General features: G+C 62.9%; 10 protein-coding genes. 5 read left to right on the top strand and 5 right to left on the bottom strand.

Annotated features, from left to right (window positions below; translation table 11 throughout):
- Positions 1-12: 12 nt before the first annotated feature.
- Positions 13-1,092, bottom strand: a complete 1,080-nt coding sequence (locus NCR35_RS21055) for a glycosyltransferase family 2 protein (RefSeq protein ID WP_250535854.1) — start codon at positions 1,090-1,092, stop codon at positions 13-15.
- A gap of 646 nt (positions 1,093-1,738) precedes the next feature.
- The gene (locus NCR35_RS21050) at positions 1,739-3,694 is read right to left on the bottom strand and encodes a methyl-accepting chemotaxis protein (protein ID WP_250535853.1); all 1,956 of its coding nucleotides are present in this window, start codon (positions 3,692-3,694) and stop codon (positions 1,739-1,741) included.
- Between the two features lie 405 nt (positions 3,695-4,099).
- Between NCR35_RS21050 and NCR35_RS21045 the strand changes: the two genes are divergently transcribed.
- Positions 4,100-5,389, top strand: a complete 1,290-nt coding sequence (locus tag NCR35_RS21045; protein WP_250535852.1) for an MFS transporter — start codon at positions 4,100-4,102, stop codon at positions 5,387-5,389.
- 49 nt (positions 5,390-5,438) lie between these two features.
- Here the strand turns inward: NCR35_RS21045 and NCR35_RS21040 are convergent, their stop codons facing one another.
- Positions 5,439-6,446 (bottom strand): LacI family DNA-binding transcriptional regulator, encoded by a 1,008-nt coding sequence (locus NCR35_RS21040; RefSeq protein ID WP_250535851.1) that lies wholly within the window; start codon positions 6,444-6,446, stop codon positions 5,439-5,441.
- A gap of 182 nt (positions 6,447-6,628) precedes the next feature.
- Between NCR35_RS21040 and NCR35_RS21035 the strand changes: the two genes are divergently transcribed.
- The 4 genes from NCR35_RS21035 (at position 6,629) to NCR35_RS21020 (ending at position 11,021) form a co-directional block, all read left to right on the top strand.
- Positions 6,629-7,459 carry an NAD-dependent epimerase/dehydratase family protein gene (locus NCR35_RS21035; RefSeq protein WP_250535850.1) on the top strand — a complete coding sequence of 277 codons (831 nt, stop codon included), beginning with the start codon at positions 6,629-6,631 and terminating at the stop codon, positions 7,457-7,459.
- Positions 7,456-8,364 carry an SMP-30/gluconolactonase/LRE family protein gene (locus NCR35_RS21030; RefSeq protein ID WP_250535849.1) on the top strand — a complete coding sequence of 303 codons (909 nt, stop codon included), beginning with the start codon at positions 7,456-7,458 and terminating at the stop codon, positions 8,362-8,364. Before NCR35_RS21035 ends, NCR35_RS21030 begins: the two co-directional genes overlap by 4 nt.
- A 156-nt stretch (positions 8,365-8,520) precedes the next feature.
- On the top strand, positions 8,521-9,864 hold the full coding sequence (locus NCR35_RS21025; RefSeq protein WP_250535848.1) for an MFS transporter: 1,344 nt from the start codon (positions 8,521-8,523) through the stop codon (positions 9,862-9,864).
- A gap of 179 nt (positions 9,865-10,043) precedes the next feature.
- Entirely contained in the window at positions 10,044-11,021 is a 978-nt protein-coding gene (locus NCR35_RS21020) for an aldo/keto reductase (RefSeq protein ID WP_250535847.1), read from the top strand.
- Between the two features lie 36 nt (positions 11,022-11,057).
- Here NCR35_RS21020 and NCR35_RS21015 read toward each other — a convergent pair whose 3' ends face one another.
- Together NCR35_RS21015 and NCR35_RS21010 are read right to left on the bottom strand one after the other, a co-directional pair.
- Positions 11,058-12,413 (bottom strand): TAXI family TRAP transporter solute-binding subunit, encoded by a 1,356-nt coding sequence (locus NCR35_RS21015; protein WP_502801707.1) that lies wholly within the window; start codon positions 12,411-12,413, stop codon positions 11,058-11,060.
- Positions 12,414-12,552: 139 nt separating this feature from the next.
- Positions 12,553-13,440: a hypothetical protein gene (locus tag NCR35_RS21010; RefSeq protein ID WP_250535845.1), complete on the bottom strand. Its 888-nt coding sequence runs from the start codon at positions 13,438-13,440 to the stop codon at positions 12,553-12,555.
- Positions 13,441-13,593: the final 153 nt, after the last annotated feature.

Genomic DNA, 13,593 nt, shown 5'->3' with positions numbered 1-13,593 from the left:
CCTCGTGCGGCTTTAGACGCGTGAGCGTTCGGTCATGCCCAGCCGTTCTCTCCTGATCGGCCGCCGCTCCCGTTGATGACGATCGAGGCTGCGCCTCAGCACCTTCTTCACGAGCGACTTCAGAAAGTGAATGGACCGGTCGGTGCGCACATTGAGGTCGAAAGGCTTGAGTTCGACGACTGTGCGTCCATTGCGCTCGGCAAGTCTTGCACGCGTGTTGCGGTGGTCGGCCGCCATGTCGGACAGGATTTCCGAAGCCTCGCGAAACGATGCCCGATCGACTCGCGCGCAAACGTGGCAGGCACGCTGAAAGACTTTATCGAATACGGCGAGCCAGAAGTCGTCCATCTCACCGCCGTCGCAGCGCGCGAGCGCCTCTACGCCATTCACCTGCAGATCGCGCATATCGTGCAGCGTGGCTTTCTGCGTGATACTGCCGAACCGTCTCCGATAGCCGATCAGCGGCTCTGCAATGCGATACATGCGATTCGCGAGCAGATACAAGGACGGCATGAGCGCCATGTCTTCGTAATGGCGGCCGACAGGAAACTGCGTGGTCTTGAACAGTTCCGTGCGATACACGCGCGCCCAGACGAAGGTATGGAACGTATCGGCGAAATGCAGTCGCGCATGACGATCCACCGGATGATCGCCGCCCTCCGCTCCGCTCACCAGAACGAGTTCGTCCAACTGGCGCCCCTCGTCGTCGATGATGCTCACGTTGTACTCGATCATGTCGTATTCACCTTCGGCGAGGCGCGGGATGATGGCCTCGGTGAATCCTTTCAGGTAAATGTCGTCGCCATCCAGAAAGCCGACGTATGGGGTCGTCACCGCGGCGAGACCCAGATTGCGTGCGGCGCTGACGCCGGCGTTCTGCTGCCGGACGAGCTGAATATGCGCGCCGCCGTCGCGTTCGATCATCAGTTGGACTGCGGAATTGGTCTCGTCGTGAGACCCGTCGTCTACGACGATGATGCGCATCGCGTCGATGTGTGGCTGGCTCAATAGCGACTCGAGCGCTTCTTCGATGTACCCCTCGACGTTATAGGCTGCAACCACGATGGTGAGCAGCGGACTTGTGTCTGACACCGGGACACGCTCGAAAGACATAGGGACGCTCCGTCTAAATCGGGTTGAAGGAAGCGCCGCCGCAATGGCGACGCCGTGGCGCGACACGCCGCGCTCCCCGGACGAATCTTGTGGTCGATCGCATCGCACACCTCGGCGTGGCATGCCGCCCGACAAGCGGCACGTGCCGGTTGCGATGTCTAGTTATAGATGCTGGCAGACCCGGTCGCATGTCGAAAAGACAGTGGACGAGCCAGTGGATGCCTTATACATCGAAGCCCATGCCCCGATGTGATGCACATCTTGTCAACCGCGCCACGCAATAGAGCATCTTTGCTGCGGTGGGTTCCCCGAATGAGCCTGAGAATCACGCCGATGCGTCCATTCACGGGCTTCTTGCATCCTAGCCGTTCAAAAGGAAGGATGGGTGGTCGTCGTTTAAATACTATGTCACCTTCCGTAGGTCAAGCTCGTGCGGCGTATGGATCGACGAAAGTCAGAGCAAGGACAGTGCCACGTTGCATGGCGGCGAGGCTGCGCACTGGCGTGCAGAGACGTATGTTGGCGGATAAGGCAGCCTCACTTGACATTCGTACAGCAGCGAAGTCGAACGGACCGCAAGCGATCCGTTAGCCGCTTGCGGCGAGGCGTTCAAGTCACGCGTACGTCACACGCGAAACATGCTGACTGCGTGTGCCAGCCGCTCGGCCTGATCGCGCAGCTCGGCGGTCGAATGTTCTGCTTCGCCAACGAGCGACGCGTTCTGCTGCGTCGCTTCGCCGATCTGCATCACGGCCATGTTCACCTGCTCGATGCCGCAAGCCTGCTCGCGTGAGGCGACACCGATCTCGCCGACGATTGCGTTCACGCGCGCGACGTGATCGACAATGCCGCGCATGGTGCCGCTTGCTTCCTCCGCTATCTTGAAGCCGTGTGACACCTTGTTCGCGGACTCCGAGATCAATGCGTCGATTTCCTTGACCGCGCCGGCACTGCGCTGGGCCAGCGCCCGCACTTCCGATGCGACGACCGCAAAACCCTTTCCATGTTCGCCGGCACGCGCCGCCTCGACGGCCGCGTTGAGCGCGAGGATATTCGTCTGGAATGCGATGCCTTCGATCGTCGCGGTGATGTCGGCGATGCGTCGAGCGGATGCGTCGATCTCGCTCATCGTCTCGACGACGCGCGCCACGGCTTCGCCGCCCGCGCGTGCCGCGTCCGATGCGGATGCCACCAGCGTGCCCGCCTGCTCGGTGTTCGCTGCGTTCTGCTGAACGGTCGATGTGATCTGTTCCATGCTCGCCGCGGTCTCCTCGACGCTCGACGCCTGCGTCGCGATACGCATGGCGATGTCGCTGCTGCCGGACGCGATGCGCGCGGTGCCGTCCGTCATATCGGCGGATGCGCTTCGCACTTGCGCGACGATGCCGGCGAGACCTTGCGAGACGCCGTCGATCGCGCGCATCAGACGCCCGATGTCGTCCTGGCGCGCCGTGTCGATGCGCACGGTCAGATCGCCCGCCGCGATGCGTTCGGAGGCGCGCGTCACTTCGTCGATAGGAGCGCCAACGAGCTTGGAGACGGCATACAGCAGCGCGCCGACGAGCGCGGCGATGACGACGAGGCCGAGCAAAAGGAAGCGATTGCGGCTCGCGTGAATGCCGGCGAGCAATTCATCGCGATATGCGATGCCGCCGATCATCCAGTTCCATTCGGGCACCGTTGTAAAGACGATCTCCTTGGCGCCGCCGTGGATATGCGCGTCGGCACCGGCTATGTCGGCGCCATCGAACGCGAGCAGGCCTTCGCGCGTCTCGAGCATGTGCACGAACGGTGCAACGCGCTCGTCCGCCGCCTGCCCCTCGTTGCCGGGATGCACGAGCAGCTTGCCGCGGTTCGGCCCGTTCGACGCATCGACGACGAAGTGATAGCCGCTCTCGCCAACCGTCAACTTGCGGATGTCGTTCTGGAGCGCGGCCATTTCCGCCGTCACGTCGACGCCCACGAACAGCGCGCCGATCACACGGCCTGCGGCATCTTTCACGGGCTTGTATTCGGTGATGTATTGCTTGCCGAAGAGCGCAGCCATGCCGATATAGCTTTTCCCTGCGAGCACCGGACCGTACGCGGGGCCTTTGCGATCGAGCATCGTACCCACGGCGCGCGACCCGTCCTGTTTCTTGAGCGACGTGGTGACGCGCACGAAGTCGTCGCCGGTGCGCGCGAAGATCGTCGAGATCGCGCCGCTTTCTTCCAGAAACGCATCCGGAATGGAGAAGTCGCCGTTCAGGGGTTTATCGCCCGCGCTGAGGCGAGGCGTCGCTGCCCCGGCGACATCGACGGTTTGCGTGTCGTCGAGCGTGAAATCGTTAGGCAGGCGATGCGAGAACATGGTCATGAAGCGCGCGACTTCGGCGCTCACTGCCGAGTCGTACAGACGGATCATCGTCACGATCGAACGATTGTCGCTTTCCACGCGGGCGAGCGCATGAGCGTCGACTTGCTCGCCCGCGGAACGCGTGACGGCAAGCGTGAAAGAGGCGACGACGATGGCGGCGAGCGTGCATGCGAGAACAGCGAACTTTGTCCCGGCATTCATGCGGGCGAGACGTTGAAAGAGCATAAGTACTTAAATCTTGGGAAGGTGTCCGGTATCTATCGGCAAAAAGTGGACGCAGCTTTAGTCGATCGGGTTTTTTGGGTCTCGAGGTCTTCGCTTTGCACTGTCGGTCGTACTCGTCGCGGGCATTCTGTGTGCGGCATTCCGCACGCAAAATGCCACCGAGCCGCACGTCGAAGAAAACGATTAACGCCGCTTAGTCGCGCGGCGTCACCTTAGACCGCGTGCCGCCGTCCGTTAGGGTAAGTCCCGGGGTAGGCGTCTCGGTGGAAGTCGCTATATCCTTCGAAAAACGTTTTCCAAGAAAAGCGTAGCGCGGCCTTTTAGCTCGACGCATGCAAACGGCGCCCGTCGCCTTCACAAACTGACACGCGGCACGACGAGCGCCGCCGCGTACCGGAGACATTCATGCAAACAGCCGTCGTCGGCCTCGCACGCACCGCCAGCAGGTATCGGTGGACCGTGTGTGCGTTGCTCTTCTTTGCGACCGTCATCAACTACATGGACCGGCAGATCCTGGGTCTGCTCGCGCCCCTGCTTCAGCATGACATCGGCTGGACGCAGATTCAGTACGGACGCATCGTCATCGCGTTTTCGGCGTTCTATGCGGTCGGGCTGTTGTGCTTCGGGCGCATCGTCGACTGGCTCGGCACCCGCCTGTCGTACGCACTGGCGATGTTCGTCTGGAGCCTTGCCGCGATGCTGCATGCGGCGGTCGGTTCGGTGATGGGATTCGCGATGGTTCGCGCGCTGCTCGGCATCGGCGAGGGCGGCAACTTTCCGGCGGCGATCAAGACGACGGCCGAATGGTTTCCGCGCCACGAGCGCGCGCTCGCCACTGGCATTTTTAATTCAGGCGCGAATATCGGGGCGGTGTTCGCGCCCGCCATCATTCCGGCGCTCGCCGTGGCGCTGGGCTGGCGCGCGGCGTTCGTGATCGTCGGCGCAATCGGCCTCGTATGGCTCGTGGTCTGGTTCTTCATGTATCGCCAGCCGGACAGCCGCGCGCACGAAGGCGATCTCGCGCACGAAAAGGACGAAGCGGAAGCTGCCGACGCCGGCCATGCGAAGGCGGGCGCGCCCGGTTTCAAGGTGCTGATCCGCAAGCGCGAAACGTGGGCCTTCCTGATCGGCAAGTTCCTGACCGATCCGGTGTGGTGGTTCTATCTGTTCTGGCTGCCGAAGTGGCTGAACGAATCGCGCGGCATGGACATGCAGCACATCGGCCTGCCGCTCGTGGTGATCTATGCGATCACCACGGTGGGCAGTATCGGCGGCGGCTGGATTTCGTCGGCGCTGCTGCGCGCGGGCTGGAGTGTGAATGCAGCACGCAAAACGGCGATGTTGATCTGTGCATGTTGCGTACTGCCGATTGCATTCGTTTCGCAGGTCCATGATCTGTGGCTCGCCGTGGCGATTGTCGGTCTCGCGGCGGCGGCGCATCAAGGATGGTCGGCGAATCTCTTCACGACGGCTTCGGACTTGTTCCCGCGTCGCGCGGTGGGTGCCGTGGTCGGCATCGGCGGAATGGCAGGGTCGATCGGCGGCGTGCTGTTCTCGGAAGTGATCGGTCAGGTTCTGCAGCGTACCGGCCAGTACTGGGCGCTCTTTGCGATCGGCGCGCTGGCTTACCTCGTCGCGTTCGCCGTCATGCATGTGCTGACGCCGAAAATGGCGCCCGCCAAACTCGACGCCTGAGCGCATCTTGCGACGCATCGTGAACGACATCGGCACGATGCGTCGCGCGTCAATCGGTCGTCGTGGTCGCGGCTGGAGCCGTCGATTCACGCACGATCAAGCGCGGCTCGAACATGGAGTTGCCGGGGTCCGGATGGCCCGCGAGCGCGTCGATCAGCTTCTGCATCGCGAGTTCGCCCATCTTCTCGCTCTGGATATCGACGGTGGTGAGTCCGGGCGCGGCGTATGCGCCGTAGGGTACGTTGTCGATGCCCGTGACCGAGACGTCCTGAGGCACGCGAATGCCGAGTGTCGCGGCTTCCTTCATGAAGCCGAGCGCGATCAGGTCGTTGTAGCAGATCACCGCTTGGGGACGCTTCGGTCCGAGCATGACGCGCGAGCACGCATGTTCGCCGGCAAGCGAGGTGGGGGCATGCGCATCATATACGTCGAGTTCGAGTCCTGCATTTTGAAGACATTCGCGCACGCCGCGAATCCGTTCATCATTGATGCGCGCCTGGCCGAAGCCAAGGTATGCAATATGCCGATGCCCGAGATTCAGCAGATGCCGCGCGAGCATGTGCGAGGCGAGGCGGTTGTCGATGCCGACGCTCGGAATGGGCAGGGCCTCGGCATTGCGCAGAAGCACGACCGGCTTGTCGAGGTCGAGCATCCAGCGCGCGTCTTCGTCGGAGAGGCGCGAGCTGACGATCAGGCCATCCACGCGCTGCGCCAACGCCTCGATGAGCGGACGCTCGCGCGCCTGGCTCTCGTCGATATCGACGAGCAGCAGCGTGTAGTCGTGTCTCAGCGCAATGCGATTCGCGCCTTTGACCACGTTCGTGAAGTGCGGATTGCTGATGTCGAGGATCGTCAGTCCGATGGTGCGCGTGCGACCCGTGATCATCGAGCGCGCGAGTGGGTTGGACCTGTAGCCGAGCGAGTCGATTGCGGCTTTGAGCCGCGCTTCCACGGGCGCGGAAAAGCGCTGCGCGCCATTCATGTATTTGGATACCGTCGCGACCGACACGCCCGCTGCGGCGGCAACATCGCGAATGGTCGGAGAGGTCTTCTTCATGGCGGGTAACGTTTTCGTGCGTTTTTCCAATTTTCCGGATTGTCGCAGAAAACAGGAAAGTAGAATGGCGTTTTGAATACGGCATGCAGAACACCGGCTGAGCGCAGACGGGCGTTCGCTCAGCGCGACCGCGCCGAAAAACGTTTTACCGCATCGCATTCAATCTTAGTAGAGGAGTTTCGATGGACAAGACCAACGCAACGGGGAAACCCTTCAGGCGCCTGCTGCTGACCGGGGCGGCCGGCAATCTCGGCCGTCAGGTGCGCGGCGCGCTTGCACAGTGGGCCGACGTCGTGCGCGCATCCGATATCGCCCCGCTCGACGATGCCGCAGCGCATGAAGAAGTCAGCTCGGTGGATCTCGCGGACCGCGACGCGGTCATGGGCTTGGTGGAGGGCGTGGACGCGATCGTGCATCTCGGCGGCATATCGGTGGAAGCGCCTTTCGACGACCTGATCGAGGCGAACATTCGCGGCACGTACAACATCTATGAGGCGGCGCGCCGTCATGGCGTGAAGCGCGTCGTATTCGCGAGCTCGAATCACGCGATCGGCTTCCATCCGGTGACTGAAGTGCTCGACGCCGACGCGCCGCAGCGCCCCGACAGCCTCTACGGCGTGACGAAGTGCTTCGGCGAGTCGCTGTCGCGTTACTACTTCGACCGCTTCGGCATCGAGACGGTGTGCCTGCGCATCGGCTCTTCGTTCGAAGAACCCAAGAATCCGCGCATGCTGGTCACCTACCTCAGTTACCGGGATTTCATCGAGCTGGTGCGCTGTTCGCTGTTCACCAATCGCGTCGGACACACTGTCGTGTATGGCGCATCCAACAATCCGGTGAAGTGGTGGGACAACACGAAGGCGGCTTTCCTCGGGTTCAATCCGCAAGACAGCTCCGCCGAATTCAACGACCGCTTCCCGGTCATCGCGCCGACGGCCGACCGCGACGATCCCGCGCAGCAGTTTCAGGGCGGCGCATTCGTTCTCGGCGAGCCGATGGAGCGAAGCCGATGAGCGGTGCGCCGCGCGTCGAGCGGCTGGAGGCGGCCGGGCGCGCGACGGTCGGGGAGTGTCCGGTCTGGCATGCAAAAGACAGCGCGTTGTATTTTGTCGACATTCCGGACCGGCGCATCGTGCGGCTGCAAGTCGACAGCGGGCGGCGCGCCGACTGGACGCTTCCCGAGCAGATTGCGTGTTTTGCATTCAATGCTGCGGGCGCGATCGTCGCGGGCATGGAAAGCGGGCTGCACGCGTTGACCCTGGAAAGTGCAGGCGAAGCGCGGGTTACTCGGCTTGCTGCGCCCCATTTCGACGCACCCGGCATGCGCTTCAACGATGGGCGCTGTGACCGGCAAGGGCGTTTCTGGGCGGGCACGATGGTGCAGGATATGTCGCTCGCGAGCCCGGCGGGCGCGCTGTATCGCTATGGCGCAGACGGCGTGCTGTCCGAGCCGGTCGTCGAGGGTCTCATCACGCAGAACGGGCTCGCGTTCTCGCCGGACGGCGCGACGATGTACCTGTCCGACTCGCACCCGACGCGGCGCCTGATCTGGGCCTTCGATTACGACGTCGCCACCGGCACGCCGCACAATCGCCGCGTGTTCGCCGATCTGCACCACCATGCGGGGCGTCCGGACGGCGCCGCCGTCGATGCGGACGGCTGTTACTGGACTTGCGCCAACGATGCGGGCCGCCTGCTGCGCTTCACCCCGGAGGGCAAGCTCGACCGCTCCATCGCCTTGCCCGCTGTCAAGCCGGCGATGTGCGCGTTCGGCGGCAGCGATCTCTCGACGCTCTACGTGACGTCGATTCGTCCAGCCGTCAACGCGACGGACGACGACGGTTGCGTCTTCGCTTTGCGCCCCGGTGTGCAAGGATTACCGGAACCGGAGTACGCCGGTATGTTACCGGTCGCATAAATGCCATGAAAAGGCGGTGACCGCCCCTGCGAAGTGGGCGACTCCTTCTCTCAGTACAGGCTAAACACCAGTTCTGTACTTCCTTCGTAAAGAGTAGGCTGGCAAGTCGTAACCTAAATCAACGACCTGCCGCTTGCACATTCGGAGGAGATATTGATGGACCTTGAAACTCGCACCATGAAGCACGTGATGGTACGGCTCGTTCCGTTCCTGATCGTGTGTTACTTCATCGCCTATCTGGATCGCGTCAATGTCGGCTTTGCTGCATTGCAGATGAACAAGGCGCTCGGCTTCTCTGCGAAAGAATTCGGCTTCGGCGCGGGCATCTTCTTCATCGCGTACTTCTTTTTCGAAGTGCCGTCCAATCTCTTGCTCGAACGCTTCGGCGCTCGGCGGTGGATCGCCCGCATCATGTTCACATGGGGCATTCTGGCGGCGGCGATGGCCTATATCCCGCACATCGCGCAAGCGACCGGCTTGTCCAATGCGTACGTGTTTTACGGCCTGCGTATTCTGCTGGGCGTCGCCGAGGCGGGGTTCTTCCCGGGCATCATCTTCCTGCTCACGCTCTGGTTCCCGGCGAAATATCGCGGACGCGTGGTGGGATACTTCATGGCTGCGATCCCGCTTTCCACGGTAATCGGCGGACCGATCTCCGGTGCGCTTCTGCAACTCGACGGCATCAATGGCATGGCGGGCTGGCAGTGGCTCTATCTGATCGAGGCCTTGCCCGCGCTGCTGCTCGCGTTCGTCGTGTACTTCTATCTGACGGACAGGCCTGCGGACGCGCACTGGCTCGCCGATGACGAGCGCCAGTGGCTCGTGGACCGCCAGGCGCACGAGCGCGCGCATCGCGAGGCGGTGCATTCGTTCAGCGTTAAAGAAGCGCTCTTCAACCGTCGAGTGCTGGCCATTGCGTTGATCTATTTCGGCGCCAATGCAACCAACTATGGCTTGAGCTTCTTCCTGCCGCAAATCGTCAAGGCGTTCGGCCTGAGCAACGTACAAACCGGCTTCGTGACATCGCTGCCGTATGTAGTCGGTGTCATCAGCATGGTGCTGTGGGGACGTCATTCGGACCGCAAGCTCGAAAGACGCTGGCACGTGGCCATCGCGCTCATGGTCGCGGCGGGCGGGATCGCAGCGTCGGCGGGCCTCGATAATCCGGTGCTCAAGATGATTGCGCTGTCGATCGCGGGCTTCGGCATCTTCGGCTGCCTGCCGGTGATCTGGACCTTGCCTGCCGCGTTTCTTTCCGGCGCGGCGGCTGCGGGCGGTATCGCGGCGATCAACTCGCTCGGCAATCTGGCGGGCTTCTTCGGTCCGTATGTGATGGGCTGGATCAAGGACAGCACGGGCGGCTTCGGCGCGGGCCTGCTGTGTCTGTCGGGGGCGGGGCTGATCGGCGTGGCGGCGGTGTTGCTGCTGCATCACGATACGGCGCTCGAAACCATATCGGGCCCGCAGGATATGGAAGAAGGGGAACCGGTGAGGTCGTGATTCGATACCGTTTCTCATCTGCGTAGCTCTGAGTGCCCGCCACCGTGCGGGCACTTTTCTTTCGGCGATGACTGACTCGCAAGCAACGCATTGCAACCTGCGCTAATGTCGGTGTCTTGGCCTCTCACAGCGACGACGCCATCTATTGAAACTCAATCGACTGCAAGGAGAACGTCCCGATGGACTACGTGAAACTCGGCACAACCGGTCTGGAAGTGTCTCGCCTGTGCCTCGGCTGCATGACCTTCGGTATCCCCGAACGCGGCACGCATCCCTGGACGCTGGACGAAGAAAAAAGCCGTCCCATCATTCAACAGGCGCTCGATGCAGGCATTAATTTCTTCGACACTGCGAATAGCTATTCGGATGGGACGTCGGAAGAAATCGTCGGACGCGCGTTGCGCGAAATGACGACGCGCGATGACATCGTGATCGCGACCAAGGTCTTCAATCGCATGCGGCCTGGTGCCAATGGCGCGGGGCTGTCGCGCAAGGCGATCATGAACGAGATCGACAACAGCCTGCGACGGCTCGGGACCGATTACGTGGATCTCTATCAGATCCATCGCTGGGACTATACGACGCCGATAGAAGAGACGCTCGAAGCATTGCACGACGTCGTAAAGGCCGGCAAGGCGCGCTATATCGGCGCATCGTCGATGTATGCATGGCAGTTCAGCAAAGCACTCTATACGTCGCGTGCCAATGGCTGGACTGAGTTCAAGACCATGCAGAATCATTTGAACCTTCTCTATCGCGAAGAGGAGCGCGAGATGTTGCCGCTATGCGCGGATCAGGGCATCGGCGTGCTGCCGTGGAGTCCGCTCGCACGAGGACGTCTCACGCGCGATTGGGATGCGACTTCCGAGCGTCAGCAAACGGATACGTTCGGCAGCACGCTTTATCAAACGCATGATGCGGATCGTGCGGTAGTCGAGGCAGTGGCGGCCGTGGCGAAGGCACGCAACGTTCCGCGCGCTCAGGTCGCGCTGGCCTGGGTGGCGCAAAAAGCGCCGGTGACCGCGCCTATCATTGGCGCGTCGAAGCCTCATCATGTGAGCGATGCAGTCGCAGCGTTGTCTCTGAACTTGACGCCCGAAGAGATCGCGCAACTCGAAGCGCCGTACGTTCCGCACGCGGTGGCGGGCTTCAAGTGATGCGTTGATTGTGGTCAGGCGCTGCACGGCCGGCGGTCACACGGTCTGCTTGTCTCGTCTGCCCGCAGTACTCAAACGCGAGCGCACGAAGCCGATGTGCTCGCGAAGCACATAGAGCGCATCCGTATAGGCGAGCGGCAGCTTCAGCGTATCGAGTGAGGCTTCAATGTCGTCCAGTTCGACAAGCAGTGCGCGCCGTTCGTCATCGCTTGAAAGATGCATCGCGCCGCGCTCCAATGCAATGAGCGCGCCGTAATAGCGATAGATGCGCGATCGCACGCGCCACCGATACAACGCTGGCACGATGCGAAGCGCCGGAAAGATCAACACGGCCACGGGCAAGAGCAACACGAGCGCGCGATCGGCCAGGTTCGCCAGCCAGAACGGCAGCGCGCGATACAGGAAGCTCTTGCCGGAGCGGTAATAGCGGCTCGCGTCTTCACTGATCGGGAACTCGTGCGCGACCGGGCTCGGGAATTGGCCCGCGCGCTGCAACAGTCCAGCCTTGCCGTGCACTTCCTGCGCCGCTTCGATCAACAAGTCGGACAACGCCGGATGCAGGCTCGTGCGAGCCACCAGTTCGACGGTCGGGCTGATCAAATGCACGGCTTGCGGCGGAATGCGCCGGCCGAGATCGAGGACGCCGGGCGGCAACTCGATCTCGTCGAGATAGGGAAAGAGGCGCGTATAGGCGTCCGCTTCGTTGAAGTCCATCACCGAGATGCCGGGCACCTTCAAGAGGCGCAGCATCAATGTGCGCGTCGCGGAATCGCCACTCAGGAAGACTGCATCGGCCTCTTTGCTGACGAGCTGCGTGGCAGCATCGAGTCCATCGGTCGATAGCAGTTGCGTGCTGCCGCCGGGCGTGATGCCGTTCGCTTCCAGCAGCTTCAGCGACAGCGTGCGCGTGCCGCTGCCTTCGCGTCCGATGGCAACGCGCTTGCCTTCCAGTTGCGAGAGCAGTGTCAGGCCCTTGCCGCGATAGAACACGACCAGCGGCACGTAAGCCACGCTGCCGAGCGACATCAACGTGGCCGCTTGCTGCGGCGTGGCGATGCCGCCTTGCACGAGTCCGAGATCGACGTGGGTCTTCGAGTCGAGCAGGCGTTCGACGTTTTGCACCGAGCCGTCGGACGGCAGCACCTTCAGCGCGACGCCGTTACGTGCCAGCACTTTCGCGTACTCCCCGGCGATCTGATACAGCGAGCTATCGGGCGGCCCCGCTGTGATGATGATGGATCGCGGCGGCGCGGGATTGACGAGCCACACCACTAGCGCAATGGCGAGCGCCGATGCGACGATCAGCGGCCCGACTGACCACGTGAGGTCGTGCAGAACTCGCCTGGCATGATCGCGGGCGAAGTGCGATCGTGGCATGCGAGGCCGCGTCATCGGCGGGCCGCCTTCGCATTTTGCATACCGCAAACGCCTTCACGCATGTCGAGTCCGTTCGAAAGCTGCGTTGACTGGCAGTGTACCGCCAGCCGGTCACCCGACGGCAGGGGCGATTTATCGCGATTGCATTCTGCATTCAGGCCCAATGCGCTGGAACCCACACGGTTCCGACCCAGTGACCCGGAACCCAGACGGCGGGACGCGGCGCGGGCGCGGCATATACCGCGACCGGCTGGGGCGGCGGCGGGGGCGCAGCCACAACGACCGTCGTGGGCGGAGGCGGCGGAGCGACCACCACAGTCGAGGAAGGCGGCGGCACCGCGACGACTGTGGTGCCGCCGGTGACGGTGCCGCCTGCCACGACCGTCGTGCTATGCGTGCCCGTGGTGGCCGTGACGGTGCTCGACGTGACAACGACGCCCTGCGCGACGCTCGTCGCACTGCCTGCATGAGCGACCGTGCCGCCGTTCGATGTGTCGATGGTGCCCGAGCGGTTGCATGTGTAGCCGGCGCAAGTCGTGGATGCGCTGTGCGTGGATGTGTTCCCGTTCGGTCCCGTTACCGAGCCCGATGACGAGTACTGCCCCGGCGCGCTGCGCGTCACGGTATCCGCGGTGGTTGCGGTCTTGCCGTTCGGGCCGGTGACGTTGCCGGTATGCGAGCACGAAGCGCCCGCGCACGTGGTGTCGCCTGCATGCTGCATGGACCGTCCGTAGGGGCCGTAGGCCGTGCCCGAGTTCGAGAACTGGCCGGGGGCCGTGCGCGTCACCGTGCCTGAATTCGTCGCGACGCTGCCCCACGGGTTCATGACGCCGCCCGCATGGAAACAGCTTCCGCCGCCGCACGCGCCGACGTGCGCGCCGCTATAGGCGCCGCGGCCGGTATAGGCCGTGCCGCCGCGCGCCCAGCCCGCGAACGCGGAACCGCTCGAGAGCGCGAGCGCCGTCGTCGCGACGGCGATCAGCAGCCGGCGCAAGCCTGCCTTCGAGGAGAATGAGCCAGCGGAAGTCGATTTGTCGTTCACGGTAGTTCTCCTCGATCAGTGAGCCACTTGACGTTACGTGTGGCGATGGGGTGACTATAGGAGAACGCCGCGGCGATGTCCCGCGCAGACTTGTTTCATGCGATGTCATCGGTTTCGTCTTGCGACGACCACGTGAATCATGGTGGCGTGTGT

Source organism: Caballeronia sp. AZ10_KS36 (assembly GCF_023631105.1).
Classification (GTDB): Bacteria; Pseudomonadota; Gammaproteobacteria; order Burkholderiales; family Burkholderiaceae; genus Caballeronia.
The sequence above is the reverse complement of the archived record's forward strand: the minus strand, read 5'-3'. Positions and strand labels throughout refer to the sequence as shown.

Bases quoted from the DNA above. Each gene is read 5' to 3' on its own strand.
- NCR35_RS21050 (WP_250535853.1), bottom strand. From the start codon at position 3,694: ATGCTCTTTCAACGTCTCGCCCGCATGAATGCCGGGACAAAGTTCGCT.
- NCR35_RS21045 (WP_250535852.1), top strand. From the start codon at position 4,100: ATGCAAACAGCCGTCGTCGGCCTCGCACGCACCGCCAGCAGGTATCGG.
- NCR35_RS21040 (WP_250535851.1), bottom strand. From the start codon at position 6,446: ATGAAGAAGACCTCTCCGACCATTCGCGATGTTGCCGCCGCAGCGGGC.
- NCR35_RS21035 (WP_250535850.1), top strand. From the start codon at position 6,629: ATGGACAAGACCAACGCAACGGGGAAACCCTTCAGGCGCCTGCTGCTG.
- NCR35_RS21030 (WP_250535849.1), top strand. From the start codon at position 7,456: ATGAGCGGTGCGCCGCGCGTCGAGCGGCTGGAGGCGGCCGGGCGCGCG.
- NCR35_RS21025 (WP_250535848.1), top strand. From the start codon at position 8,521: ATGGACCTTGAAACTCGCACCATGAAGCACGTGATGGTACGGCTCGTT.
- NCR35_RS21020 (WP_250535847.1), top strand. From the start codon at position 10,044: ATGGACTACGTGAAACTCGGCACAACCGGTCTGGAAGTGTCTCGCCTG.
- NCR35_RS21015 (WP_502801707.1), bottom strand. From the start codon at position 12,413: ATGACGCGGCCTCGCATGCCACGATCGCACTTCGCCCGCGATCATGCC.